A 25,921-nucleotide genomic window follows, 5' to 3' on the forward strand; every position below is an offset into this window, starting at 1 on the left:
GGCCCCGGGCCCCCCCCCCGCCCCGCATGACCCATACTCAATTCCCCATCCCGCATCCCGAACCGCGTTTCCGCCGCCCGGCGGCCTGCGCCCTCGCCGGCTTTCTGTCCGGTTTCCTCGCCGTGCTGGTGTTCCACCAGGGCATGGTGGGGCTGCTCCACCTTGCCGGCATCGTGGCGCGCGCCCCCTTCCAGCTCCAGCCGGTGCCGCCGCTGGGCGTGCCGGCGGTGCTGTCCTCGGCCTTCTGGGGCGGGGTGTGGGGCGTGGCGCTGGCCGGCGTCGCCGGGCGCTTCCCGCGCGGCGCCGGGTACTGGCTGGCCGCCGCCGCGTTCGGCGCTCTGGGGCCGACGCTGGTGGCGTGGTTCGTCGTGCAGCCGCTGAAGGGACTGCCGTCCGCCGGCGGCTGGAGCTTCCCCGGCGTGCTGGTCGGCCCGCTGGTCAACGGCGCCTGGGGCGTCGGCGCGGCGCTGGCGCTGCGCATGATCCGGCGAAAGTAGCGCGGCGGCGCACACAACGCGCGACACGCGCGAGCAAACCGCCTATTGTCACGGGTGGAGTGTGCCGTTCCACGGCGCGCCCCCGCGGCGCGGCGGGGCTGTTCCGTCCCCGATGCGCCGACCATGTGATGGTCGAGACGACACGCAAGACAACGCCAAGGCACAGGGACCCACCATGCGCGATCAGCCGCTCTCACTCACCGAAGCTGCCAAGTGGCTGGGATGCACCGTCGAGGAGGTCAGCGGCTACGTGGCCGACGGCCGGCTGAAGCCCTTCGCGGGCGGCGCCGACGGGCAGGTCTCGCTGAACTCGGTGGTGGTCCTGGCGGAGAGCCTGCCGGCGGAGCGCGGGGTGTTCCGCGTGCGCGACATGCCCTCCTACGACTCGGCGCCGCCGCGTCCGGCCGGAGGCGGCTACGGCGGCGGCCCCGGCGGCGGCTTCAACAAGCCGCGCCCGGCCCCGATCGTCGAGCGCCGCCCGCTGCGCCCGCCGCCCCGCGGCGAGTAAGTTCCTCGGGTCAGATCAGGCCGCGTACCGGCCGCGGCTGGGGGCGCGTGTGATGTCGCGCCCGCCCTGCTGCGGCAACGACAGCGCGCCGATCAGGTCGGCGCGGGTCCAGGCGCGGCGGCGCACCGCCATCTGGCGGCGGCAGTCGGCCGAGCAGTAGAGCGGAGACGGCCCGCGCGTCGACGGGCGTTCGAACGGACGACCACAGCAGGCACAGAACAGACGCGGCACGTTTTCCCCTCGGGCGGAAGCCCCCTGTTTCGCTGGGGGCGCCTTTTACCGGAAGGGCGCCGCGGCGCCCAGCCGGACAGAGGGGTTAGCAGCCGTGTCAAACCGCCTACTCCCTTCCACCGAAGGTATGGGGAGGAGGCGGACGGCGGTCAGCGTGCCGGCTTCGGCACCTGCGGCGTCGGCAGGTCCTCTTCCAGAATCACCACGTGGAGCGCGTAGGAGACCTCGCCGTCCTCCACATCGCGGTGCAGGGTGCCGACGAACTCGCCGGCGATGGTCACCTCGGCGGACTGGCCGGCCTTCTGCGGTGCCTCCACGGCGATCTTGTCGTTGCCGAAGGTCCGGCGCAGGTACATCTGCACGCGGGCGATCTCGGTGTCGGAAAACTTGGCGGCCTGTGTCGGCTTGCTGGGCGGCATGGCGGTTCCGCGATGTTTGTGGGAATGGGCGCGACAATAGTGCCTCGCGGCGATATGGGAAGGCCGAACTGCACCGGACAGCCCCAGCCATGCATTTTCCGGGAAACTTTCGCGCACCCTCTCCTGTTTGTGGTGGCGACACAGCTTTGGAGAGGAGACCATGGACCGCGATCGCATCGAAGGCTCCGGCACCAAGATGAAGGGCGACCTGAAGGAGGCCGCCGGCCGCGTCACCGGCGACCAGAAGCTCCAGCAGGAAGGCGCCATGGACAAGGTCAAGGGCAAGATCCAGAACGCCATCGGCGGCATCAAGGACGCCCTGCGCGGCCACAAGTAAACACCGGACTGGAGGGGCGGCCGACGCGCCGTCCCTTCGCGCTTTTACGGCGCAGGCCACGCTTCTTCATCCGTGTCAAAGAAAAGCCGCACTACGAAAGCGGTTGATGCCGCGGCGCCGGCAACGCATTCATGATCCGAATCGCGTTCCGAGCCGTAAGAGTGGACATGCCGCACCTGCCCCGCCGAGCGACCATCGCCATCGCCGCCGTCCTCGCTCTGGTGAGCGGCTGGTTCATCTTCGCCGCCTGGAACGACTATTCGCGCAAGGCGGCGCAGGACAACGCCACCTACACCGAATTCGTCGACATGGCGGCGCGCGGCGACGTCGCCTCGGTGGTGTTCGGCAACAACGTGGCGCGCGCCACCGCCGCCGACGGCAAGCAGTACCGCATCGTCGTGCCCGTAACCGACGACCTGCTGAGCGAGCTGCGCGGGCGCAGGATCGCCATCTCCTTCGACGACGGCCCGGACGGGCTGATGCCGCAGACCATGACGGTGCTCGACAAGCTGGCGCCGGTGATCATCGTCGGCCTGATGATCGGCGCGCTGGCGCTGAGCGGCGGCAACTTCTTCGGCATGGGCCGCGCCACCCGCCTGCACCCCGACGACAGCCGCGTCCGCTTCGACGACGTCGCCGGCGTCGATGAGGCGAAGGAGGAACTGCGCGAGACGGTGGAGTTCCTCAAGGACCCGCACCGCTTCGCCATGGCCGGCGCCCGCGTGCCCAAGGGCTTGCTGCTGGTCGGCCCGCCGGGCACCGGCAAGACCATGCTGGCCAAGGCGGCGGCCGGCGAGGCCGGGGTGCCGTTCTTCGCCGCGTCCGGCTCCGACTTCGTCGAGATGTTCGTCGGCCTGGGCGCCGCGCGCGTGCGCAACCTGTTCAAGCAGGCGCGCGCCAAGGCGCCCTGCATCCTGTTCATCGACGAGATCGACGCGCTGGCCGGCAAGCGCGGCGAGGCCAACTCCCACTCCGAGAAGGAGCAGACGCTGAACCAGCTGCTGGTCGAGATGGACGGCGTCGTCGATGGCGGCGACGTGGTCATCATCGCCGCCACCAACCGGGTGGAGATGCTGGACGCGGCGGTGCTGCGCCCCGGTCGCTTCGACCGCCACATCCACGTCAGCCCGCCCGACGTGACCGGGCGCGAGGCGATCCTCGGCGTGCACACCGGCCGCTGCAAGCTGGCGACCGACGTCTGCCTGAAGACGGTGGCGCGCGGCGCCCCCGGCTTCTCCGGCGCCGAGCTGGCCAACCTGGTGAACGAGGCGGCGCTGTCGGCGGCGCGCCAGGGCCGCGTCATCATCCACATGAACGATTTCGAGGCCGCCAAGGACCGCGTGCTGATGGGCACCGAGCGCCGCACCCTGGCGCTCTCCGACCACGAGCGCCGGCTGACCGCGGTTCACGAGGCCGGGCACGCCCTGGTCTCGGTGAAGATCCCGGAGGCCGACCCGATCCACAAGGCGACCGTCATCCCGCGCGGCCGGGCGCTCGGCATGGTGGTGCGGCTGCCGGATGGCGACCGGGTGTCGCTGTCGCGCGCCAAGCTGCTGGCCGACATCGCCGTCGCCATGGCCGGCCGCGCGGCGGAAGAGCTGGTGTTCGGCCCCGACGCGGTGACCACCGGCGCCGAGGCCGACTTCCGCGCCGCCACCGACATCGCCCGGCGCATGGTGAAGGCCTGGGGCATGAGCGAGAGCGTCGGCTTCGTGGCCCACACGGCGGAGCCCGGCAGCGCCACGTCGGAACGCATGGCCTGGCTGATCGACGAGGAGGTTCGCCGCATCACCGACGAGGGCATGGAGCGCGCCAGGCGCCTGCTGACCGGCAACCGCGCCGCGCTCGACGCCATCTCCGAGGCGCTGCTGGAGCACGAGACGCTGAGCGGCGCGGAGATCACGGCGATGGCCGAGCCGAAGCTGGAGACCGAGGCGGCGTAAGGCCATCAAAAGCCCCCTCCCCCGCCTCCGGCGGGGGAGGGTTGGGTGGGGGGCAGCCGCGCGCACGAGAATCAACGCCTGCCACCCGCGCCGTAGCCCCCACCTTCCCGCGCCTGCGGCGCGGGTCCCCTCACGGTTGCCCGCAAGTCGGGCAACCGCGTTCCGCCTTTCGCGGCCTTGCCGCGAATGCCTTCGGCATCGGCTCCACGCCCCCGCCGGAGGCGGGGGAGGACTTCACCATACTTTTTGAAAAGAAGCCCCTACCGCACCGGGCTGATGTGCAGTTCCGCGATGTCGCCGCGCGGATCGACCGCCACGCAGTTGCGGCCGCGGCGCTTGGCGTCGTAGAGCGCCTCGTCGGCGCGCTTGACCACCGCCTCGGCGGTGTCGCCCAGCCGGCCGCCGATCGACACGCCGACCGACACCGTCACCGCGATCTCGCCCACCGGGGCCGAGACCGTGAAGGGCGTGTCGCCGATGCGCTGGCGCAGGCGCTCGGCCACCGTGGCCGCGCCCTCGCCGTCGGTGTCGGGGAGGATGACGATGAACTCCTCGCCGCCCAGGCGCGCCACCAGATCGAAGGTGCGCAGGTTGCGGCTGGCGCGCGTCGCCACCTCCTTCAGCACCTCGTCGCCGACGTCGTGGCCATAGGTGTCGTTGACCACCTTGAAGTGGTCGATGTCGAACATCAGCACCGACACCGGCTTGTGGTTGTCGATGGCGCGGTCGAGCAGGCGCGGCAGGTGCGCGCTGACGTAGCGGCGGTTGAACACCCCCGTCAGGCTGTCGGTGAGCGCCATCGACAGGCTCTGCTCGTAGTTCGCGCGCAGCCGGTCCTGGTAGCGCTTGCGGCGGATCTGCGTGCGCACGCGCGCCAGCAGCTCGTTGCGGTCGATGGGCTTGATGACGTAGTCGTTGGCGCCCAGCTCCAGCCCCTTGGCGACGCGGTTGAGGTCGCCCTCGTCCACCACCAGCAGGATCGGCACCTGCCGGGTGCGCTCGTGCGAGCGCAGCTGCGAGCACAGGCGCAGCCCGTCCTCGTTCAGCAGGGTCAGGCTGATGATCACCAGCTCGAAATCGTCGGACAGCGCGCGCTCCAGCGCCCGCGCGCCGGTCTCGGCAGCGACCACGTGGTTGCTGTCGCGGGCCAGCGTGTCGGTGATCTTGTCCAGGTCGAGCGCCGAGTCCTCCAGCACCAGGACCCGCGCCTTCTCGTGCGATTCGCTGAGCAGCGTGCCGGTGGTCGGCTCGATCACGCCGAACTGGCCGGAGGTGTTCTCGCGCAGCCGCCACTCGTCCATCATCATCTTGAGACGGACCAGCGAGCGCACCCGCGCGAACAGCGCGATGTCGTTGACCGGCTTGGTCAGGAAATCGTCGGCGCCGGACTCCAGGCCGCGCACGCGGTCGGCCACGTCGGAGAGCGCCGTCACCATCACCACCGGGATGTGCATGGTGGAGGGGTCGGAGCGGATCTTCTCGCACACCTCGAACCCGTCCATGCCCGGCATCATGACGTCGAGCAGCACGATGTCGGGCGCTTCCTTGCGCACCTGGTCCAGGGCTTCCGGGCCGTTGTAGGCGGTGATGACGTCGAAGTACTCGCGGGTCAGCTTCGCCGCCAGCAGCTTCACGTTCGGCAGGACGTCGTCAACGACGAGGACGCGGGCTGACATCGGCGTCTCAGCTCAGGAACCGCTGGACCGCTTCGAGGAACTTGGTCACGGAGATCGGCTTGGCGATGTAGTCCTCGCAGCCGCCCTCGCGGATCTTTTCCTCGTCCCCCTTCATCGCAAAGGCGGTCACGGCGATGATCGGGATCGATTTGAGCTCCTCGTCCTCCTTGATCCACTTGGTCACTTCCAGGCCCGACACCTCGGGCAGCTGGATGTCCATCAGGATGAGGTCGGGCCGATGCAGGCGCGCCATCTTCAGCGCCTCCAGGCCGTCGCGCGTCTGCAGCGTGGCGTAGCCGTGGGCTTCCAGCAGATCGTGGAAGAGCTTCATGTTCAGCTCGTTGTCCTCGACGATGAGGACCCGCTTGGCCGCTCTGCCCTGGTCCGCCGCCTCGGCGAAGCCATTCGGTGCCGACATTGACTTGCTCCCCCGGAGTCCCGTCCAGCCCGGCGGCTGTGCGGCCCTCGACCACGTTCGCGTTTGGCGATCCCCGCCGCCGACGGCGCCGGGGGTGCTTTTCCCGTCTTCCCAGATACAAGGTGAGGGTTAAATTGTCGTTACCTTTGCCCCTTTGTCATACAGGAACCCGCATGTTCTTCATACCCCTGTACGACGACAACCCGACGCGCCGCACCCCCGTCGTCACCATCGCGCTGATCGCGCTGTGCATCCTGGTGTACGGCTGGCAGGTGTCGCTGGGGCCGCGGGGCGGGGAGCTGGCGGTGTACGCCTACGGCGTGGTGCCGGCGGTGCTGTTCGGCTACGCCGAGCTGCCCGATGCGCTGCAGGTGGTGCCGTCCTGGGCCACGGTGGCGACCTCCATGTTCCTGCACGGCGGCGTGCTGCACCTGGGCGGCAACATGCTGTACCTCTGGATCTTCGGCAACAACGTCGAGGACAGCATGGGGCGCGGCCGCTTCCTGCTGTTCTACCTGCTGTGCGGCGCCGCGGCGGCGCTGACCCAGAGCCTCGCCAGCCCGCTGTCCGAGGTACCGATGCTGGGCGCCAGCGGCGCCATCGGCGGCGTGCTGGGGGCGTACCTCGTGCTGCACCCCCGGGCCAACGTGCGGGTGCTGATGTGGATCATCATCTTCGTGCGGCTGATCAACGTGCCGGCGCTGATCGTGCTGGGCGTCTGGTTCCTCGGCCAGATCCTCAGCGGCGTCGCCACGCCGACATCGGACGAGGGCGGCGTTGCCTTCTGGGCGCACGTCGGCGGCTTCGTCGCCGGGGCGCTGCTGGTGTTCCCGTTCAAGCGGCGCGGCGTGGAGGTGCTGGAGCCGGCGCACAGCACGCCCTTCGCGGTGATGCCGGCCTCGGCCGCGGTAAGGCGGCGGGGCAGCGTGCCGGACGCGGGGAACCGCTGGCGGCGGTAGAGGGGGTACAGGGGCACGGAGGCGCCGGGGAGATCATGGGGGCAAAGCCCCGGCGGATCTCCGCACCCCTGTAACTGGTCAGGCGGCGCGGCGGACAGCCTTGGCCGGCTTGGCGCGCTTGGGCTTGCGGTCGCGCCGGATCTTGCTGCCGCCCTTGCTGCCCTTGTGGCGGTACATCTTCGCGTCGGCACGGCGGATCACCTCGTCCTCGTGGTCGGCCGGGCCGTAGGGCTGCACGCCCACCGAGAAGCGGACCGGCAGTTCCTGCCCGTTCCACATGGCGTGCGCGCGATTGGCGAACTGCGCCAGTTCGGCGGCGCGCGCGGCGCCGGTCGCCGGGTCGGTGTCGGTCAGCAGCACAGCGAACTCGTCGCCGCCCAGCCGCGCCACCACGTCGTGCTGGCGCACGTGCGCCTGGAGCAGCCGGGCCACCTGCCGCAGGTAGGAATCGCCGGCCAGATGGCCGTGCGTGTCGTTGATCGCCTTGAAGCCGTCCAGGTCGATCATCACCAGCACGCCGCCGCCCTGCCCGGCCCGGCGCGCCGCCGCCAGCTCGCGCTTCAGCTGCAGGTTGAAGCCGCGGCGGTTCACCAGCCCGGTCAGTTCGTCCGTCATGGTCAGGCTTTCCAGGTAGGCGATCCGCTCCTGCTGCTGGGTGATCGTCTCCTCCGCCTCGGCCAGCTTGGACAGCAGGGCGGCGAGACGGACCGGGTCGCTGGCGACGTCGCGAAACCAGACACCGGCCGGGCCCGGCGCGTCGGAGCGCAGGAGAGCGGAGGGCGGGAAGGCGGTCACCGTGGCGTTCATGGGTCGGCTCCGTCGGTACGAGGCACGTTTCGCCTGGATCCAAGCAACCGTCGTGCCAATCGCTAACGCCTTGGAATCTCTTACTCCATGACCCGGCAAAAGCCGCCGCCGCCCCCTCATCCCCGGCAGGAACTGCCCGCGCCTCCCGGCACGCCCGGCAGAATCTGCCGTATTTTAGATAACTTTGTCCGGTATTTGTCTCTTGTTGAAGTGGGCGTCCAGGTTGTCCAGGGCGCGGAAGCCCATGGCGTTGCGCGTCTCCACCGTGGCGCTGCCCAGGTGCGGCAGCAGGAAGGTGTTGGGCAGGTCGCGGTAGGCGGGGTTGAGGTTCGGTTCGCCCTCGAACACGTCCAGGCCGGCGGCGGCGATCCGGCCGCTCCTCAGCGCGGCGATCAGCGCCGCGTCCTCCACCACCGCGCCGCGCGCCGTGTTGACGACGATGGCGCCGCGGGGCAGCCGCTCGATGCGCGCGGCGTTCAGCCAGTGCGTGGTCTCCCTGGTCGCCGGGCAGTGGAAGGACAGCACGTCGGCGTGCTCCAGCATCGCCTCCGCGTCCGCGTGGAAGGTGCCCCCCTGCTCCAGGTCCTGCGTCAGGCGGCTGCGGTTGTGGTAGTGGATGGCCATGCCGAAGGCGCGGGCGCGCTCGGCCACCGCCCGGCCGATTCGACCCATGCCGAGAATGGCGAGGCGCTTGCCGCCGAGGTGCGTGCCCATCAGCTGGGTCGGCGTCCAGCCGGTCCAGGCGCCGGCGCGGATCATCCGCTCGCCCTCCGACGCGCGCCGGGCGGCGCCCAGCATCAGCAGCAGCGCGATGTCGGCGGTGGCGTCGGTCAGCACGTCCGGCGTGTTGGTGACGATCAGCCCGCGCGCCCTGGCCGCGGCGAGGTCGATGTGGTCGGTACCGACCGAGAAGGTGGCGAGGATGCGCACGCTGTCCGGCAACGCGGCGATGGCGGCGGCGTCCAGCCGGTCGCCGGCGCAGCACAGGATTCCGTCCATGCCGGATGCCCGCGCTGCGATCTCCGCGCCGGAGAGCGGCGTGTCATCCGTATTAAGCACGGCGCGGTAATCGCGCGCCGCGCGCGCTTCCACCGCGTCCGGCAGCTTGCGTGTCAACAACAGCGACGGCCGCGCCACAGCGTGCGAAGATTGCATCACACCACCTCCCCGTTCGTTGAAAAGGGCTTGGCGGGCCTTCCGATCCGCGCCACAACACCCATACTCTTCCAGTGATAGGCCCCAATCACCGTGGACGCCACCTTGCGCAACCGCCGATCCGCCGCCCGCATCGCCGCCGCCGCTGTGCTCGGCGCCCTGTTCGCCGCCACGGTGCCGCCCGCCCGGGCGCTCGATGCCGGCGTGATCGCGGACATCCAGCCGCACCGCGCCATCTACAAGATGTCGCTGTCCTCGGCGCGCAACAGCTCGAAGGTCAGCGGCGTCACCGGCCGCATGATGTTCGAGTGGGCGGACGCCTGCGACGGCTGGACCACCGAACAGCGCTTCCAGCTCCGCTTCGTCTATTCCGAAGGCGAGGCGATGAACATGAACACCAACTACACGACCTGGGAGGCGAAGAACGGCCTGCGCTACCGCTTCAACGTCCTCAAGAAGGTCAACGGCGAGACCGACGAGGACATCCGCGGCGAGGCGACGCTGGACAAGGCCGGCGCCGCCGGCAAGGCCCGCTTCAGCAAGCCCGAGGAGCAGGAGATGGCGCTGCCCGTGGGCAGCATGTTCCCCACCTCGCACACGCTGGGCATCCTGCAGCACGCCAAGGCCGGTGACCGCTTCTTCAACGCCACGGTGTTCGACGGCGCCGACGCCGAGGGCAGCACCGAGGTCAACGCCTTCATCGGCGCGGCCGGCAGCGCCGACGGCGCGCAGGGCGGCGAGCTGACCAAGGGCAAGAAGGGCTGGCCGGTGCGCATGGCCTTCTTCCCGCTGCACAGCGACTCTGCACAGCCGGAGTACGAGATGAGCCTGCGCCTGCTGCAGAACGGCATCGCGGAGTCGATGCAGATCGACTACGGCGACTTCACCATCAAGGCGATCCTGGAAACCCTGCAGGCGCTGCCGAAATCCGGTTGCTGAACGCCGGTTGCAAAAGTTTACTCAATTTTGACACAAGTCGGGCAGAGTGGCAGTCATGGTGCGGCCGCTGCCGACGCCTCGGTTTCAGGAAAGGGTTTGCGCATGCGCAAGAAGCACCACGTGCAGGTCGGGCAGGTCTATCAGGCGGTCGGCGCGGCGAACGGCCGGTCCTGGCGCGTCAGGGACACCATCGACCTCTTCGGCATCCCGCACGCCCGCGTCGTCAGCACCGAGGACGAGGGCGACAGCAAGACGCTGAGCTGCCTGATTCTCTCCGACACCGGCTACTACCGCATGATCGAAGCGGCGCCCGCCGCGGCGGCGTGACCGGATCCTTGCGGGCAACAGGGTTTACACGGATTTCACGGATTGGGGCACGGATTACACGGATCTTTTTATGCTTGCGGCGCCTGCACCTTCCCGCAAGCTGTTGCTGAGCACGAAAAAAGAAAATCCGTGTAATCCGTGCCCCAATCCGCAAAATCCGTGTGAATTCTTGCCCCAGGCATGAAAAAGCCCCGCTCCAGCGAGCGGGGCTTTTCTTTGATCCAACCGCCATCACTCCTTCGGCGCGGCGACTTTCGGCTTCGGCAGGTCGAGCTTCAGGTGCAGCTCGCGCAGCCGCGTCTGGTCCACCTGGGCCGGCGCCTGCATCAGCAGGTCCTCGGCGCGCTGGTTCAGCGGGAAGGCGATGACCTCGCGGATGTTCGGCTCGTCGGCCAGCAGCATGACGATGCGGTCGATGCCCGGGGCCGAGCCGCCGTGCGGCGGGGCGCCCATCTTGAAGGCGCTCAGCATGCCGCCGAACCGCGCCTCCAGCTCCGACGCCGGGTAGCCGGCGATCTCGAAGGCCTTGTACATGACCTCCGGCAGATGGTTGCGGATGGCGCCCGAGGACAGCTCCACGCCGTTGCAGACGATGTCGTACTGGTAGGCCTTGATCTCCAGCGGGTCCATCTCCTGCAGCGCCTTCAGCCCGCCCTGCGGCATGGAGAAGGGGTTGTGCGAGAAGATGACCTGCTTGGCCTCCTCGTCGTACTCGAACATCGGGAAATCGACGATCCAGCAGAAGCGGAAGGCGTTCTTCTCGATGAGGTCCAGCTCCTGGCCCAGCTTGGTGCGGGCCTGGCCCGCCAGCTTGGCGGCGGGGCCGGGCTGGTCGCAGACGAAGAACACCGCGTCGCCGTCCTCCAGGCCGACCAGCGTGCGCAGTTCGGCCTGCGCCGCCTCCGGCACGAACTTGGCGATCGGGCCCTTGCCGCCCGCCGCCTCGAAGATGATGTAGCCGAGGCCCGGGGCGCCCAGTTCCTTCGCCCAGTCGTTCAGCTTGTCGAAGAAGCTGCGCGGCCGGTCGGAGACCTTCGGCGCACGGATGGCGCGCACCACGCCGCCCTTGTCGACGGTCTGGCGGAAGGCGCGGAACTCCACGTCGTCACGCTTGAACACGCTGGTGACGTCGGTGATGACCAGCGGGTTGCGCAGGTCCGGCTTGTCGGAGCCGTACTTCAGCATCGCCTCGTCGAAGGCGATGCGGCGGAACGGGTAGCCATCGACCGCCGGCTTCGCCTCGCGGCGGAAGGCGCCGAACTCGTCGAAGATGCCGTGCAGCACCGGCTCGATGGAGGCGAACACGTCGTCCTGGGTGACGTAGCTCATCTCGAAGTCGAGCTGATAGAACTCGCCCGGGCTGCGGTCGGCGCGCGCGTCCTCGTCGCGGAAGCACGGCGCGATCTGGAAGTAGCGGTCGAAGCCGGCGACCATCAGCAGCTGCTTGAACTGCTGCGGCGCCTGCGGCAGCGCGTAGAACTTGCCGGGGTGGTTGCGGCTCGGCACCAGATAGTCGCGGGCCCCCTCCGGCGACGAGGCGGTGAGGATCGGCGTCTGGAACTCGGTGAAGCCCTGGTCGATCATGCGGCGGCGCACCGAGGCGATGACGCGCGAGCGCAGCAGGATGTTCTCGTGGATGCGCTCGCGCCTGAGGTCGAGGAAGCGGTAGCGCAGGCGCACCTCTTCACCCGTATCGGCCTCCTGGTTGACCGGCATCGGCAGCGTCTCGGCCTCGGACTGGACCGTCAGCTCCTGGATCTGCACCTCGATGCGGCCGGTGGCCATCTTGTCGTTGATGGTCTCGGGCGTGCGCTTCACCACCTTGCCGGTGATGGTGACGACGGACTCGAGCCGCAGCCGGTCGGCGGTGGCGAAGTCCGGCTTGGAGTTGTCGATCACGCACTGCGTGATGCCGTAGTGGTCGCGCAGGTCGATGAACAGGAGCTGCCCGTGGTCGCGCTTGCGGTTGATCCAGCCCGACAGGCGGACGGTGGAGCCGGCATCCTCTTCACGAAGCTGGCCGCAGGTGTGGGTGCGATAGGGGTGCATGGGTCGAGCTGCCTTGGGAATCGATGGTTTCCGCGCGGAAAATGGCCGCCAGAGCACACCGGGAGCGCGGGAATGTCAAGGGTGGGAAGCGTGACGCCCCCCTTTCCCACCGCCCGCGGCTCGTGTATGTAACGCGGCCATGACTCTCATCACCACCACATCCGACCTCGCGGCGTTCTGCCGCGACCTCGCGGGCGCCGACTACATCACCGTCGACACCGAGTTCCTGCGCGAGAAGACCTTCTACCCGCAGCTCTGCCTGGTGCAGGTCGCCGGGCCGAAGTCGGCCGCCGCCATCGACCCGCTGGCCGAGGGGATGGACCTCGCGCCGCTGATCGAGCTGCTGAACGATCCCGCGATCCTCAAGGTCTTCCACGCCGCCCGCCAGGACGTGGAGATCTTCTACCACCTCACCGGCAAGATCCCGCACCCGCTGTTCGACACGCAGGTCGCCGCCATGGTCTGCGGCTTCGGCGACAGCGTCGGCTACGAGACGCTGGTCACCAAGCTGGCCGGCGCCCGCATCGACAAATCCAGCCGCTTCACCGACTGGTCGCAGCGCCCCCTGACCGACCGCCAGTTGCAGTACGCGCTGTCCGACGTCACCCACCTCCGCCCCGCCTACGAGAAGCTGCGCCGCCGCCTGCACAAGACCGGGCGCGAGCACTGGCTGGAGGAGGAGATGGCGGTGCTCACCGACCCCGCCACCTACGAGTCCGACCCCGAGACCGCCTGGATGCGCCTCAAGGTGCGCACCAACAAGCCGCGCTTCCTGGCCGTGCTGAAGGAGCTGGCGGCGTGGCGCGAGCGCGAGGCGCAGCGCCGCGACCTGCCGCGCTCGCGCGTGCTGCGCGACGAGGCGATGCTGGAGATCGCCGCGCACGCGCCGACCACCGTGGACGACCTCGCCCGCACCCGCGGCATGGGCCGCGGCTTCGCGGAGGGGCGCCAGGGGGCCGACGTGCTGGCCGCCGTGCAGCGCGCGCTCGACCTGCCGGAGTCGGAGCTGCCGCGCCTGGAGCCGCGCGAGGAGCCGCCGCAGGGCATCGCCCCGATCGTCGAGCTGCTGCGCGTGCTGCTCAAGATGAAGTGCGACGAGAACCATGTCGCCAGCAAGCTGGTGGCCTCGGCCTCCGACCTCGAGGCCATCGCCGCCGACGACGACGCCGACGTGCCGGCCCTGCACGGCTGGCGGCGCGAGATGTTCGGCAACGACGCGCTGGCTCTGAAGCACGGGCGAATCGCGCTGGCGATCCTCGATCGCCGGGTGCGCATCGTCCCCACCGAGGTGGTCGAAGAGTAGGATCGGGAGGCTCCGGCCTCCCCTTCCGTTAAGCAAAATGACCGGCTGGAGGTGGCGCGGTGCATGATTGCGCCCGCAAACTAGGAAAATTTGATTGGTAATTCCTATGTTAACCACGCTTTAATGCCTTGTTAAAGATACCTAAGCGTAACATACCCGAGCGGTATTGGGTTCGAGGGGCGGCCCGCCGCGGATGATCGTTGCGGTCCCCACCGGGGCAAGGTAAACGAGAAAGCGGTCTGGGGGACTTCTGGATGAGCAGTTTTCGCGGCAGGCCGCCGGTCGGCAGAGACCGGGTACGCCTCTCCACCTCGGAGAAGCAGCAGGCCGTCGCCGCTCAGCAGGAAAAGGGCCCGGTCTTCGACAATGACAAGCTGCTGAACCTGCTGCGCTCGGCCAAGAGCGAGCTGCAGGGCATGCGGCTCATCCACATGCACCTGTCGCTGCTGAAGGACAAGGACCCGACGGCGCAGATGGTGGTGCGCACCATCATCCAGGAGCTGGGGACCAAGGCGTCCTACCTGCAGTCCTTCAACATCTCGAACGGCGACGTCATCGTCCTCTACAAGGGTCTGAAGCTGACCGGCGTCACCGACGTCTGCCAGAAGGTCGAGCAGGTCTTCCTGTCGAAGACGACGCTGACCGGGCCGAACCCGTACAAGGAGTACTCGCTCTACTCGATCATGGAACTGGCGTTGAACTTCATCAACGTCATCCGGTTCGTGGAGGAGCTGGCGTCCGGCGAGTCCGGCACCGCGGTCGCCGAGACCAAGCCGCCGATCACGCTGGAGGAACTGGGCAAGCTCGAACGCTCGATGCAGATGTTCGACCTGTCGCCGTTCCTCTTCAACCAGGCGATCGCCAACCTCGACCCGACGGCCGAGGACGAGATGGCGTACTTCGAGCTGTACATCTCGATCAAGCTGCTGCAGGAGCGGCTGTGCCCGGAGTATGACCTGACGGCCAACAAGTGGCTGTTCAACTACTTCACCGCCAACCTCGACCAGTCGGTGCTGCGGGCGCTGAACCACGGCCTCAGCTTCATGCGCGGCCGGCGCATCGGCATCAACATCAACCTGTCCACGGTGATCTCCACCGGCTTCATCAAGTTCGACGAACGCCTGCCCATCGACTTCCGCGGGCAGGTGGTGCTGGAGATCTCCAAGGGCGACCTGATCGAGAACCTCCAGCTGTTCCAGGAGGTCGTCGACTTCGCGCAGGACCGCCGCTACCAGATCGCGGTGGACGGGCTGAACCCGTTCTGGGTCACCAACTTCGACTTGGAGTACCTGAACGCCGACTACGCCAAAATCTTCTGGTCCAACGACATGCTGGAGATGGACCCGGCGTTCGAGAAGTACTTCTTCGAGCGGATCGGCGAACAGGACCGCTGCAAGTTCATCCTGGCCCGCTGCGACACGGTGTCGAGCCTGGTGTACGCCTACAGGGCCGGCATCAAGCTGGTGCAGGGCCGTGCGGTGGACAACATCCTGCGCAAGGGCGTCAGCATCCGCGACGCCATCTCCGCCGCCAAGGGCATGACGGACTGAGACCGCCGCCCGGCCGTCAGCCTGTAGGGTCGGCGGCGACGCGGCCGAAGTTGCGGAAGTCGTGGAAGGCACCCTTGAACCACGCACGGCCTCGCGCAGTGCCCTCGTAGCGGAAGCCGACCTTCTCCAGCACGCGGTCGGAGGCGCCGTTGCCGGCGAGCGTCCAGGCCTCGATGCGGTTCAGCCCGAACACCCGGTGGCCGCATCCGACGACCGCCCGCAGAGCCTCGGTCATGAAACCGCGGCCCCATGCGCGCGGGTGCAGTTCGTAGCCGATTCCGCCGCATTTCCACGGTGGGATGACGTAGTTGAAGCGCACTGCACCGATGGCGTCACCGGTCGGGCGCTCCACAATGATCCAGGAGCATCCCGATCCAGCGGCGAACTTGCCCGCCATCTCGCGCACCATCGCCGCCGCCTGCTCCTCCGTCGGTGCGTCGGGCCAGTTTGAAAAACGCGTGACCTCCGGCACCGACAGGATCGCATGAAAGATCCCCGCATCGTCCGGCGTGACGGCGCGCAGGGTCAGGCGGTCGGTTGACAGCGACGGGAATTCCGCGGGAACATCCATACCGCTATTCAGCCGCCAGCGGGCGCGGCGGGGTGGTCACCACCTCGGCCCGCCGGTTCAGCGCCTTGGCCAGCGCGTCCAACCGCCGGCGCACCGTCTCGCCGTCCAGCGCCTCGGTGTCGTCGGGGAGAGTCAGCACCAGGGACTCGCCGCCGAGCTTCAGCGCCGTGCGCTGCAGGAAGGCGCTCGCCCCGCCGGTCAGGTTCAGTGCCAGCCGCAGCCCCAGGCCGAGCACCAGCGCCCGCTTCTGCTGCGCGTCAGACAGCAGGCCGCGCACCCCCATCGTCACCGGCGCGTCGATGGTGCCGGCGTAACGGGCGTAGCAGGCCAGCGCCAGGAACACCCGCTCGGCGTGATCGCAGCCGGGGAACGGGTAGCGCAGCACACGCAGGAAGGCGTGCTCGGCGCGGTAGTCCGGGTGCTCGGCCCAGCCGACGTCGCTCAGCAGGCAGGCGGCGTTGCGCAGCCGCTGGCCCAGCGCGTCCTCGCCGGCGAACAGGCCGGCCGTCCACGGCACCAGCAGCGACGGGTCGCCGAAGCGGCAGAACCTCTGCCCCCAGTCGGCGCAGGCCGCCAGCAGCGGGTCCTCCTGCCGCACGTCCGGCGCCAGCAGCGAGAACAGGTGCCCCTCGCGCAGGCCGTAGGCGGAGAACACCACGTCGCGCGGCCCCGCCGCCTTGATCAGCCGCTCCAGCACCAGCGCCGCGTAGGGCAGCGTGTCACCGCGCCGGCGCGAGCCGGCCAGCTTGGTCAGCGTCGCCGTGCTCTGCCGGGCGATCAGGTCGGCGAACTGCCGCAGGTCGCCGGCCGGCACCGTGTAATGGTGGATGATGTGCAGCGGATGGCGGGTCTGCTCCATGTGCAGCTTGGCCAGCGCCCGCCAGCTGCCGCCCACCGGATAAAAGGTGCGCCCCTTGGCCTCGCCCAGCCACGGCAGGGAGTCGAGATGCTGGTCGATGGCCTTGATCAGCGCGCCGCGGCTCTCCCCCGCCTCCATCAGCCGCAAGGGGCCGAGCGGCAGCGTCACCTGCTGGCCCAGCGCGTGGCCGGAGACGGTGACCAGCTCCAGGCTGCCGCCGCCGAGGTCGCCGACCAGCCCGTCGGCCTCCGGCGTGCCGGACAGCACGCCGTTGGCGGCGAGCTGCGCCTCCTCCTCGCCGCTGACGATGCGCACGCTCAACCCGGTCGCCTGCTCCACCGCCTTGACGAAGGCGGGGCCGTCCCTGGCGTCGCGCACCGCGGCGGTGGCCAGCACGTCCACCCGCGGCACCCGCATGCCCTCGGCAATCTGCCGGAAGCGCGGCAGGTGGGCCAGCGCGGCGCGCACGCCGTCGGGGTTCAGCCGCCCGCTCTTCTCGACGCCGCGGCCCAGGCCGCACAGCACCTTCTCATTGAAGATCGGCACCGGCGAGCGCTTGAGCCCATCGTAGACCACCAATCGGATCGAGTTCGACCCGATGTCGATGACCGCGATGGTCTCCGGGCGCGGCGCCCCCCGGCGTTCCTCGGCTGCCATCTTACGACACCGTTTTCAGTTTCAGGCGCGGCGGCGTGCGCTTGCTGTTCAGCGCCGACCCGCGGCCGGACAGGCTGGGGTTGGTCATGAAGTAGGTGTGCGCGCTGAACGCGTCCGGCCCCGATTCCTGGACGCGGTGGTACACGCCGTCCGGCCCCAGCAGCCAGGAGCTGGTCTCGTCCTTGTAGTTGGCGACCATGATCTGGTCGAGCACCTGCTCGTGCACCGTCGGGTTCTCGATGGGCACCAGCGTCTCGATGCGGCGGTCGAGGTTGCGCGGCATCCAGTCGGCCGAGGAGATGTAGATCTTGGCGTGCGGGCTGGGCAGCTTGTGGCCGTTGCCGAAGCACACCACGCGCCCGTGCTCCAGGAAGCGTCCGACGATGGAGCGCACGCGGATGTTCTCCGACAGGCCCTTGATGCCGGGCCTCAGGCAGCAGATGCCGCGGATCACCATGTCCACCATCACGCCGGCCTGGCTCGCCTGATAGAGCTTGTCGATGATCTCCGCATCGACCAGCGAGTTCAGCTTCACCCAGATCTGCGCCGGCTTGCCGGCCTTCGCGTTGGCGATCTCCGCGTCGATCAGCTCGACCAGGCGCTTGCGCAGCGTGATCGGCGCGATGGCGATCTTCTCCAGGACCTTCGGCGTGGCGTAGCCGGTCATGAAGTTGAACATCACCGCCGCGTCGTGGCACAGCGCCGGGTCGCAGGTGAAGAAGGACAGGTCGGTGTACACCTTGGCCGTGATCGGATGATAGTTGCCGGTGCCGAAATGCACGTAGCTGCGCAGCGCCTTGTTCTCGCGCCGCACGACCAGCGAGATCTTGGCGTGCGTCTTCAGGTCCACGAATCCATAAACCACCTGGGCGCCCGCGCGTTCCAGGTCGCGGGCCCAGCGGATGTTGGCCTCCTCGTCGAAGCGGGCCTTCAGCTCGACCAGCGCGGTGACCGACTTGCCGGCCTCCGCCGCCTCGATCAGCGCGGCGACGATGGGCGAATCCTTGGAGGTGCGGTACAGCGTCTGCTTGATCGCCACCACCTGCGGGTCGCGCGCCGCCTGCCGGACGAACTGCGCCACCACCTCGAAGCTCTCGTAGGGGTGGTGGACCACGATGTCCTTGTGGCGGATCGCGGCGAAGCAGTCGCCGCCGAAGTCGCGGATGCGCTCCGGGAAGCGGGCGTTGAACGGGCGGAAGACGAGGTCCGGGCGCTCGTCGACGATCAGCTGCTTGGTGTCGACCAGCCCGATCAGCCCGTCCAGGATGAACACGTCGTCGTTCGACACGCCCAGCTCGCCGCGCAGGAACTCGCGCAGGTCGGCGGCCATGCCGGCATCGACGGCCAGCCGGATGACGCTGCCGCGGCGGCGGCGCTTGAGCGCGGATTCGAAGGTGCGGACCAGATCCTCCGCCTCCTCCTCGATTTCGATCTCGCTGTCGCGCAGGATGCGGAAGACGCCGTGCGCCTTGACCTGGAACGGAGGGAACAGCTGGTCGATGAAGGTGAGCACCACCTTCTCCAGCTGGATGAAACGGATGTCCGACCCCGGCAGCCGGATGAACCGGTCGAGCTGTGCCGGCAGCGGCACCAGCGCGTCCAGGTGCGTGCCCTTGACCGTGTCGTGCAGCTGCAGGCCCAGCGAGAACCCCAGGTTCGGGATGAACGGGAACGGGTGCGCCGGGTCCACCGCGATGGGCGTCAGGATCGGGAAGATGTCGTCGAGGAACTTGGCCTCCAGCCAGTCGCGCTCGGCGTCCGACAGCTCGTCCGGTTCGACCACGGCGATGCCGTTGTCGCGCAGCTCCTTCTTGAGCGTGCGCCAGACGTTCTGCTGCGCGCTCATCAGCTCGATGATGCGCTGGTTGACGGCGGCCAGCTGCTGGGCGGGGGTGAGGTTCTCCGGGCTGGGCGCCTTGACGCCGGCAGCCACCTGCCCTTTCAGGCCGGCGACGCGCACCATATAGAACTCATCCAGGTTGCTGGCCGAGATCGACAGGAAGCGCAGCCGCTCCAGCATCGGGTGGTGCGGGTTCGAGGCCTCCTCCAGGACACGCTGGTTGAAGGCCAGCCACGACACCTCACGGTTGATGAACCGCTCGGGCGATTCCGGGTCGATGGTGAAGTCGTCGAGCTGCTGAACGTCGGACACGGGTGCCTCGCTGGAGAACCGGGGTGGGAACGGGTTTCAAATAGGCGTACAGCCTACAACAGCTGGATTACGATTTGGCGAAACGGCATGCTTGTCCAGTGAAAACCCCCTGCCGGGAGGCCCTGCGCCATGAAGACGCTCTGCCTGATGCGCCACGCCAAGTCCGGCTGGGACGACCCCACGCTGGCCGACCACGACCGGCCGCTGAACGAGCGCGGGGTGGAGGCCGCCGGTCTGGTCGGCCGCCACCTGAAGCACCGCGGCGTCCACCCGGATCTGGTGCTGTGCTCCACCGCCAGACGCGCCGCCGACACGCTGACGCTGGTGCTGGAGGCGCTGGGCCGCGAGGTGCCCGTCGAGCACGACCGCGGGCTCTATCTGGCCGGCGCGCCGGCCCTGCTGGAGGCGTTGCGCGGGGCGCCCGATTCGGTGGGAACGCTGATGCTGGTCGGCCACAACCCGGACATGCACCACCTCAGCCAGCATCTCGCCGGCTTCGGAGACCCGAAGGTTCTGCGCGCGGTGGCCGAGAAATTTCCCACCGGCGGCTGCGCCATCCTGACCTTCGAGACCGGCCGCTGGCGCGCGGTCTCCCCCGGCCAGGGCCATCTGGTGGAGTTCGTGCGGCCACGCCTGCTGGCATAACCCCCGGCCTTGGGGTATTTCAGGACACCCGTCCCGGAACCCGAGGCCGCATCGCGTTGGCAACCGCTCCGCTCCCCGCATCCCCGACCGGCGCCATGGCGCATGAAGTGGAATTGAAGCTCCACGTGCACCCGGACGACCTCGCCCGGCTGGCGGCGCTGCCCCTGCTGGCGGAACGGGCGGAGGGAGCACCGGTGAGCAGCCGGCTGCGCACCGTCTATTTCGACACGCCCGACCTGCGCCTGTACGGGCGCGGCATCGCGCTGCGCCTGCGCCACGACGGGACGCGGCGGATCCAGGGCCTGAAGACCGTCGCCGCCGACCCGCAGGCCGACGCCGCGGCGGTCGCCGTGCGGCGCGAGTGGGAATGGCCCCTCGATGGCAATACCGGAGGCGACGCCATCGACTTCACCCGCCTCGACGCCGAGGGCGCCGGCGCCCTGGTGCCGGAGGACGCGCGCGGCGAGCTGATGCCGATCTTCGCCACCGACTTCACCCGCACCGCGGCGCTGCTGCGCCTGGACGCGCAGACCAGCGTCGAGGTCGCCATCGACGACGGCAGCATCGCCGCCGGCCGCGGCGACGAGCGGATCAGCGAGGTGGAGCTGGAGCTGAAGTCCGGCCGCATCGGCCGCCTGTTCGCCCTGGCGCAGGAGCTGCACCGCGCCGTGCCCCTGCGCATCGGCATGGAGAGCAAGGCCGAGCTGGGCTACCGCATGGTCTCCGGGCGGGCGCCGGCACCGGTGCTGGGCGACCCGCCCATGCTGTCGCCGCTCAGCACGGTGGCCGAGGCGTTCCGCCACATCGTGCGGCACGGGCTGCGCCAGATCCTCGCCAACGAGCCCTGCGTGCTGGCTGGCGGCGACGCCGAGGGCCTGCACCGGATCCGCGTCGCCCTGCGCCACCTGCGCACCGCGCTGACGCTGTTCGCGCCGGTCATCGCCCCGGCCGAGGCGACGCGGCTGGAGCACGAGATCCGCTGGCTGGCTCACCGCCTGAAGCCGGCGCGGGCGTGGGACGTGCTGGCCTCGGCCCTGCCCGACCCGGCGCTCGCCCCCGCCCTGGCCGAAGCCCGCAGCCCGGCGGCGGAGCGCGCCGTGGCCGCCCTGCGCGAGCCGCGCTGCACGGCGCTGCTGCTGGCGCTGGGGGTCTGGCTGGAGGAGGGGCACTGGCACGCCGGCATCGCCCGCACCCGCCTCGACGCGCCGATGGCCGACCTCGCCGGCCCCTGGCTGGCGGCCCGGCACACCAGGGCGCGCAAGACCGAGACTCCGGAACGCCTGCGCCGCCGCCTGCGCACGCTGCGCTACGGCGTGGAGTTCTTCCGCGGTCTCTACCCGCCGGCATCCGTGCGCCCCTACGGCGCGGCGCTGGACACGCTGTACGGCACGCTGGACGCGCTGCACGACCTGCGGGTGGCGGAGAAGCGGCTGGCGACCCTGGCCGGCGGCAAGGCGGTCAAGCCGCTGGAACGGACGGCGGCGCAGCACCGCAAGGCGCTGGCGGAGCGCGTGAAGGCATTCCGGGCGGCGGCGGTGTTCTGGGGGTGACGGCGGCGGAAACCGCCCCATCTCCTCGCCATGACCGACGACCGCACCCAGAAGCAGCGCATGCTGGCCGGCGACCTCTATTGCGCCGCCGACCCGGAGATCCAGGCCGACCAGCAGCGCACCCAGGCGCTGCTGCACGCTTTCAACAGCGGCGATTCTTCCGCCCTCGGAGCGCTGCTCGGCGCCGTTGGCGAGGGTACGCTGGTCCGCGCGCCGTTCCACTGCGACTACGGCTTCAACATCCGCCTGGGCGCCGGGGTGTTCCTGAACTTCAACTGCGTGTTCCTCGACGTGGTCGGGATCGAGGTCGGCGACGGCACGCAGATCGGCCCGGCCGTGCAGGTCTACGCCGCCGACCACCCGCGCGACCCGGAGCCGCGCCGCCAGGGCCTGGAGTTCGGCCGGCCGGTGCGCATCGGCCGCAACGTCTGGATCGGCGGCGGCGCCATCCTGCTGCCCGGTGTCACGGTCGGCGACGATGCGGTGATCGGCGCCGGCAGCGTGGTGACCCGCGATGTGCCGCCCGGCGCCACCGTGGCCGGCAACCCGGCGCGGGTGCGGCCTACCCCTCCATCTCCGCCAGCACCCCGCGCACCAGCGGCACGGTGACCGGCCGCTGCTTGGCCAGCGAGGCGCGGTCGATGGCCGCCACCACCCGGCGCGCCGCGTCCAGCGAGCGCTCCATGCGCGCCAGCAGGTAGCCGATCACCTCCTGGCTCGGGATCAGCTGGCGGTCGGCGAACAGCTTGACCAGCACCGCGGCGAGCAGCGCCTCGTCCGGCGCCTCCACCCCCACCGCCGGGGCGCCTTTGAGGCGCGAGCGCAGGTCGGGCAGCTTCACCCGCCAGCGCGCCGGCGCCTTGCGCGCCAGCAGCAGCAGGTGCCCGCCGCAGTCGCGGGCGAGGTTGTAGAGGTGGAACAGCGCCCGCTCCCGCCCCGGCTTGCCCGCCACCGCATCGGCGTCGTCCACCACCACGGCGCGCGCCGCGTCGATGAGCGCCGGCAGGTCGGCGTCCTCCAGCGCGGCGCCGGTCACCTGCGGGGCGCGGCTGCGCGCCCGCCAGACCTGGCCGAGGTGCGTCTTGCCGCAGCCCGGCGGCCCCCACACGGTCAGCGCCGGCGCCGGCCACGCCGGCCAGCGGTCGAGCCACGCCACCGCGTCGCCGTTGCTGGGCGCCACCAGGAAGTCCTCGCCGCCCATCGCCGGGCGGAAGCCGAGGTCCAGGGGCAACTGGGCCGGAGCGGTCATGGGCTGTCGACCGCGCCGTTGTAGTAGTCGCTCTGCAGGTAGCGGCCCAGGGCGAAGCGGGTCAGCACGCCGATCACCGCGGCCACCGGCACCGCCAGCAGCACACCGACGAAGCCGAACAGGCTGCCGCCGGCCAGCAGCGCGAACATCACCCACACCGGGTGCAGCCCGACCTTGTCGCCGACCAGCTTGGGCGTCAGCACGTTGCCCTCGACCATCTGGCCGATGATGAAGATCGCCACGACGATCCCGACCCGCCACAGCGAGTCGAACTGCAGCAGCGCCAGCCCGGTCGAGGTGACGAAGCCGAACAGCGTGCCGACGAAGGGGATGAAGGACAGGAGGCCCGACAGCAGCCCCACCACCAGCCCGAAGTTCAGCCCCGCCGCCGACAGCCCCAGCGCGTAGAACAGGCCGAGCACCAGACACACCAGCGCTTGGCCCCGCACGAAGCCGGCCAGCGTGCGGTTCACCTCCTGCGCCTGGGCGCGGATGGTGGACAGGTGCTGGCGCGGCGCCCAGCCGTCCACCCGGGCGACCAGCACGTCCCAGTCGCGCAGCAGGTAGAAGGCGACCACCGGCGTGATGAACAGCACCGAGAACACGTCGAACAGCGCCAGCCCGCCCGACAGCAGGCCGCGCAGCACCCGGCCGACCCAGCCCACCGCCTCGCCCGCGTACTCGCCGGCGGCGGTGCGCAGGCGCTCCACGTCCTCCGGCGACAGGCGGTGCACGAGGTCCTCGATGGTCGGCTGCACGCGCTCGCGCAGCACCTGGGCGTAGTGCGGCAGCGTGTCGACCAGCAGCACCGCCTGCGCCTGCACCAGCGGCAGCAGCAGCAGCACGAAGCAGAACGCCACCAGCACGAAGGACAGCAGCACCACCACTGCCCCCGTCCAGCGCGGCAGCCCGGCGCGCTCCAGCCGATCCACCGAGGGGTCGAGGAAATAGGCGATCGCCAGCCCCGCCACGAAGGGCAGCAGCATGCCGGCCAGCACCCACACCACCATCGCGAACAGCGCGAAGCCGATCAGCCAGAAGCGCAGGTGCCGGGCCTGGTTCACTTGATGCCCCCGGTGCGGTCGAACAGAATCCGGCCACGCCCCAGATAGGCCAGCCCGGAGGCCACGGTGGTGACGGTGCACAGCCACACCAGCAGCCGCACCAGGTCGTAGCCGTAGAAGACCGGCTGCGTGAAGTCGAGCCCGTGCGGCGCCAGCACCGCCACCGGCAGCACCAGCTGCACCGCGGTGTTGAGCTTGCTGATGCCGAGCGGCTGCATCGCCAGCGATTCCTTGAGCGTGTAGGCCAGCAGCACGCCGCCGACGATCATCAGGTCGCGGAACACCACCAGGATGACCAGCCACAGCGGCAGCTGCCCGACGTTGCCCAGCGCCACGTAGACGCTGACCAGCAGCACCTTGTCGGCGATCGGGTCGAGGTAGGCGCCCAGCGCCGTGCGGGCGCGGAACATGCGCGCGATGGCGCCGTCCAGCGCGTCCGAGGCGCCGGCCGCCATGAACAGCCAGAACGTCCAGCCCAGCTCGCCGGCCAGGATCAGGTAGACGGCCAGCGGGGCGGACAGCAGCCGGCCCAGGGTGATGGTGTTGGGGATGCTCACGCGCTTCCCCTCTCCTTCTGCGGGGCATGGTCAAGCCCCTCCCCCCTCGCGGGGGAGGGGTTGGGGAGAGGGGGCGCGGGCGAAGCCCGCAGGTTACGTTTGCCACCCTCTCCCCAACCATCGGCGCTTGCGCGCGCCGATCCCGTCAAGGGAGAGGGGCGGAAGAAACGGCGGCCACTGTGCGGTAAGCCCGCCACCGCATCAATACCGCCGCGCCGGAATCGTGCCGAGGTCGCGCGGCGGCGCCCCCATCATGGTGCCCGGCTCGGCCGGGGCGGCCATCGGCACCGCCGCCGGGGCCGGGGCCGGCAGCGACGCCGCCGGCTGGCTCAGCCCGGCGCCCCTGGGCAGGGCGCGCAGTTCCAGCGCCGGGGCCGGCACCACGCCGGCATCGACGCGCGGCGCCGCCTGCGTCAGGCCGAGGTCGCGGCGCGCCATCGCCTGCCGCAGCCGCTCGACGTCGCCGCGGAAGGTCAGCGCCACCAGCGCCTCCACCCGGCTCAGCGCCAGCAGATCGGTGCGGGTCACCGCCTGCACGGTGGCGAGCCGCTTGCGCGTCTCGATCCAATCCTCCAGCCGGCCGACCGGCACCGCGACCGCGACCGTCTGCTCGCCACCGGTCACCGCCGCGTTATCGCGCTTCCACGCCTCGTCCAGCGCCGCCGCGACGAAGGTCACTCCGCGCGCCAGCGCGTCCGACGGGCGGTCGTCGCCATCGACGCGGACGCTGACCGGGAACTGCTCGCGCGAGCCGTCCAGGCCGTAGCGGACGACGTCCACCGCCAGCGGCTGCCCCCGAGTCGGCTCTCCCGACGCCGGCAGCGCGGCGCGCGCCACCACCACGCCGCCGGCGCTGTAGCGCCGGGCGATGGCGGCCAGCGGGTCGGCCGCGCCGTTCACCGCGTCCTGGGCGCCGATGGCCTGGAGATCCTCCATCTCGCCCTCCGGCACCACCAGCGGCACCAGCGAGCTGCCGCGCTCGCGCACCTCCCAGGCCGAGCGCCAGGGGGTGCGGTCCTCCCACAGGACCGGCCGGCCGTCCACCACGGTCACCGGCAGCACGACGAGCGGCTGGCCCGGCGGCTCGATGTAGGCGGCGCCGCTGCCGCCGAGCTGGTCGCGCACCGCCTGCGGCCGGAAGCGCACGGTCATCGAACCGACGTAGCGGTTGGCCGCCAGCTTCTCCTCATCGATCTCGAAGCCCGCCACCAGGCGGGCGATGTCGTTGTCCGACAGCTTCGGCGCCCGCCCGCCGGGCACGAGGCGCTGGTACAGCGTGTCCCATGCCTTGCGCTGTGCCTCGCCGATCGCCTGGTCGCGTCCGGCGTTGGGGTTGGCGGTGGTGACGTCCACCTTCACGCCCGAGACGGTGAAGGCGTCGGCCTGCGCCGCGGGCGCGACCTGGGCGCTGGCCGGGGGCGTGTGCCCGGCCAGCGCCAGAAGCAGGGCGGCGATGCCGGCGCAAAGCGCCCGGCGGCTGCGGTGGAGCATTGCAATGC

Annotated in this window: 26 protein-coding genes; 12 read left to right on the plus strand and 14 right to left on the minus strand. The window is 70.1% G+C overall.

The features are described from left to right. Positions 1–26: 26 nt before the first annotated feature. Both TSO221_RS11295 and TSO221_RS11300 read left to right on the plus strand, forming a co-directional pair. The gene (locus tag TSO221_RS11295) at positions 27–497 is read left to right on the plus strand and encodes a hypothetical protein (protein WP_199229454.1); all 471 of its coding nucleotides are present in this window, start codon (positions 27–29) and stop codon (positions 495–497) included. Between the two features lie 175 nt (positions 498–672). After that, positions 673–1,005, plus strand: a complete 333-nt coding sequence (locus TSO221_RS11300) for a hypothetical protein (RefSeq protein ID WP_109118592.1) — start codon at positions 673–675, stop codon at positions 1,003–1,005. 15 nt (positions 1,006–1,020) lie between these two features. Here TSO221_RS11300 and TSO221_RS34955 read toward each other — a convergent pair whose 3' ends face one another. Together TSO221_RS34955 and TSO221_RS11305 are read right to left on the minus strand one after the other, a co-directional pair. Then, positions 1,021–1,236: a hypothetical protein gene (locus TSO221_RS34955; RefSeq protein WP_146208775.1), complete on the minus strand. Its 216-nt coding sequence runs from the start codon at positions 1,234–1,236 to the stop codon at positions 1,021–1,023. 149 nt (positions 1,237–1,385) lie between these two features. Continuing rightward, positions 1,386–1,655, minus strand: coding sequence for a DUF3126 family protein (locus TSO221_RS11305; RefSeq protein ID WP_109118593.1), 270 nt, complete (start codon positions 1,653–1,655; stop codon positions 1,386–1,388). Between the two features lie 160 nt (positions 1,656–1,815). Here TSO221_RS11305 and TSO221_RS11310 point away from each other — a divergent pair, with 160 nt between their 5' ends. Then, a complete protein-coding gene (locus TSO221_RS11310) occupies positions 1,816–1,992 on the plus strand; it encodes a CsbD family protein (protein ID WP_109118594.1) in 177 nt (58 codons plus the stop codon). Positions 1,993–2,159: 167 nt separating this feature from the next. Next, on the plus strand, positions 2,160–3,935 hold the full coding sequence (gene ftsH, locus TSO221_RS11315; RefSeq protein WP_109118595.1) for an ATP-dependent zinc metalloprotease FtsH: 1,776 nt from the start codon (positions 2,160–2,162) through the stop codon (positions 3,933–3,935). Positions 3,936–4,195: 260 nt separating this feature from the next. Here the strand turns inward: ftsH and TSO221_RS11320 are convergent, their stop codons facing one another. Both TSO221_RS11320 and TSO221_RS11325 read right to left on the minus strand, forming a co-directional pair. Then, positions 4,196–5,611: a PleD family two-component system response regulator gene (locus TSO221_RS11320; RefSeq protein ID WP_109118596.1), complete on the minus strand. Its 1,416-nt coding sequence runs from the start codon at positions 5,609–5,611 to the stop codon at positions 4,196–4,198. Between the two features lie 7 nt (positions 5,612–5,618). Then, complete coding sequence (locus TSO221_RS11325; protein ID WP_109118597.1) at positions 5,619–6,029, minus strand: response regulator; 411 nt, start codon at positions 6,027–6,029, stop codon at positions 5,619–5,621. 173 nt (positions 6,030–6,202) lie between these two features. Here TSO221_RS11325 and TSO221_RS11330 point away from each other — a divergent pair, with 173 nt between their 5' ends. Continuing rightward, positions 6,203–6,988 carry a rhomboid family intramembrane serine protease gene (locus TSO221_RS11330; protein ID WP_109118598.1) on the plus strand — a complete coding sequence of 262 codons (786 nt, stop codon included), beginning with the start codon at positions 6,203–6,205 and terminating at the stop codon, positions 6,986–6,988. A gap of 78 nt (positions 6,989–7,066) precedes the next feature. On the opposite strand, the gene TSO221_RS36375 is transcribed toward TSO221_RS11330, so the two are convergent. Continuing rightward, positions 7,067–7,795, minus strand: a complete 729-nt coding sequence (locus TSO221_RS36375; RefSeq protein WP_109118599.1) for a GGDEF domain-containing protein — start codon at positions 7,793–7,795, stop codon at positions 7,067–7,069. A gap of 174 nt (positions 7,796–7,969) precedes the next feature. Continuing rightward, complete coding sequence (locus tag TSO221_RS11340) at positions 7,970–8,950, minus strand: D-glycerate dehydrogenase (protein ID WP_109118600.1); 981 nt, start codon at positions 8,948–8,950, stop codon at positions 7,970–7,972. 105 nt (positions 8,951–9,055) lie between these two features. On the opposite strand from TSO221_RS11340, the gene TSO221_RS11345 reads away from it, so the two are divergent. Together TSO221_RS11345 and TSO221_RS11350 are read left to right on the plus strand one after the other, a co-directional pair. Next, entirely contained in the window at positions 9,056–9,889 is an 834-nt protein-coding gene (locus tag TSO221_RS11345) for a cell envelope integrity EipB family protein (RefSeq protein WP_247878009.1), read from the plus strand. A gap of 102 nt (positions 9,890–9,991) precedes the next feature. Then, complete coding sequence (locus tag TSO221_RS11350; protein ID WP_109118602.1) at positions 9,992–10,216, plus strand: hypothetical protein; 225 nt, start codon at positions 9,992–9,994, stop codon at positions 10,214–10,216. Between the two features lie 231 nt (positions 10,217–10,447). On the opposite strand, the gene aspS is transcribed toward TSO221_RS11350, so the two are convergent. Next, complete coding sequence (gene aspS, locus TSO221_RS11355; protein WP_109118603.1) at positions 10,448–12,265, minus strand: aspartate--tRNA ligase; 1,818 nt, start codon at positions 12,263–12,265, stop codon at positions 10,448–10,450. Between the two features lie 139 nt (positions 12,266–12,404). Between aspS and rnd the strand changes: the two genes are divergently transcribed. Both rnd and TSO221_RS11365 read left to right on the plus strand, forming a co-directional pair. Next, positions 12,405–13,568, plus strand: coding sequence for a ribonuclease D (rnd, locus tag TSO221_RS11360; protein ID WP_109118604.1), 1,164 nt, complete (start codon positions 12,405–12,407; stop codon positions 13,566–13,568). A 254-nt stretch (positions 13,569–13,822) separates the two neighbouring features. Then, a complete protein-coding gene (locus tag TSO221_RS11365; RefSeq protein WP_109118605.1) occupies positions 13,823–15,118 on the plus strand; it encodes a hypothetical protein in 1,296 nt (431 codons plus the stop codon). A gap of 16 nt (positions 15,119–15,134) precedes the next feature. On the opposite strand, the gene TSO221_RS11370 is transcribed toward TSO221_RS11365, so the two are convergent. The 3 genes from TSO221_RS11370 to TSO221_RS11380 are packed head-to-tail and all read right to left on the minus strand — an operon-like array spanning position 15,135 to position 19,357. Continuing rightward, entirely contained in the window at positions 15,135–15,689 is a 555-nt protein-coding gene (locus TSO221_RS11370) for a GNAT family N-acetyltransferase (protein ID WP_109118606.1), read from the minus strand. A gap of 4 nt (positions 15,690–15,693) precedes the next feature. Further along, complete coding sequence (gene ppx, locus TSO221_RS11375) at positions 15,694–17,205, minus strand: exopolyphosphatase (protein ID WP_109118607.1); 1,512 nt, start codon at positions 17,203–17,205, stop codon at positions 15,694–15,696. A 1-nt stretch (position 17,206) separates the two neighbouring features. Beyond that, the gene (locus tag TSO221_RS11380) at positions 17,207–19,357 is read right to left on the minus strand and encodes an RNA degradosome polyphosphate kinase (protein WP_109118608.1); all 2,151 of its coding nucleotides are present in this window, start codon (positions 19,355–19,357) and stop codon (positions 17,207–17,209) included. Positions 19,358–19,486: 129 nt separating this feature from the next. On the opposite strand from TSO221_RS11380, the gene TSO221_RS11385 reads away from it, so the two are divergent. From TSO221_RS11385 to TSO221_RS11395, 3 genes are all read left to right on the plus strand, one after another. Next, a complete protein-coding gene (locus tag TSO221_RS11385) occupies positions 19,487–20,002 on the plus strand; it encodes a histidine phosphatase family protein (protein ID WP_109118609.1) in 516 nt (171 codons plus the stop codon). Between the two features lie 95 nt (positions 20,003–20,097). After that, complete coding sequence (locus TSO221_RS11390; protein ID WP_247878010.1) at positions 20,098–21,552, plus strand: CYTH and CHAD domain-containing protein; 1,455 nt, start codon at positions 20,098–20,100, stop codon at positions 21,550–21,552. A gap of 30 nt (positions 21,553–21,582) precedes the next feature. Beyond that, positions 21,583–22,161 (plus strand): sugar O-acetyltransferase, encoded by a 579-nt coding sequence (locus TSO221_RS11395; RefSeq protein ID WP_109118611.1) that lies wholly within the window; start codon positions 21,583–21,585, stop codon positions 22,159–22,161. Here TSO221_RS11395 and TSO221_RS11400 read toward each other — a convergent pair. From TSO221_RS11400 to TSO221_RS11415, 4 genes are all read right to left on the minus strand, one after another. Then, entirely contained in the window at positions 22,115–22,801 is a 687-nt protein-coding gene (locus TSO221_RS11400) for a DnaA/Hda family protein (RefSeq protein WP_109118612.1), read from the minus strand. The genes TSO221_RS11395 and TSO221_RS11400 overlap by 47 nt on opposite strands. Then, complete coding sequence (locus TSO221_RS11405) at positions 22,798–23,865, minus strand: AI-2E family transporter (protein WP_109118613.1); 1,068 nt, start codon at positions 23,863–23,865, stop codon at positions 22,798–22,800. The genes TSO221_RS11400 and TSO221_RS11405 overlap by 4 nt, the downstream gene beginning before the upstream one ends. Next, positions 23,862–24,422, minus strand: a complete 561-nt coding sequence (locus TSO221_RS11410; RefSeq protein WP_109118614.1) for a CDP-alcohol phosphatidyltransferase family protein — start codon at positions 24,420–24,422, stop codon at positions 23,862–23,864. Before TSO221_RS11410 ends, TSO221_RS11405 begins: the two co-directional genes overlap by 4 nt. Positions 24,423–24,623: 201 nt before the next feature. Next, positions 24,624–25,913 (minus strand): DUF2066 domain-containing protein, encoded by a 1,290-nt coding sequence (locus TSO221_RS11415; protein ID WP_109118615.1) that lies wholly within the window; start codon positions 25,911–25,913, stop codon positions 24,624–24,626. Between the last annotated feature and the right edge of the window lie 8 nt (positions 25,914–25,921).

Source organism: Azospirillum sp. TSO22-1, assembly GCF_003116015.1.
Classification (GTDB): Bacteria; Pseudomonadota; Alphaproteobacteria; order Azospirillales; family Azospirillaceae; genus Azospirillum.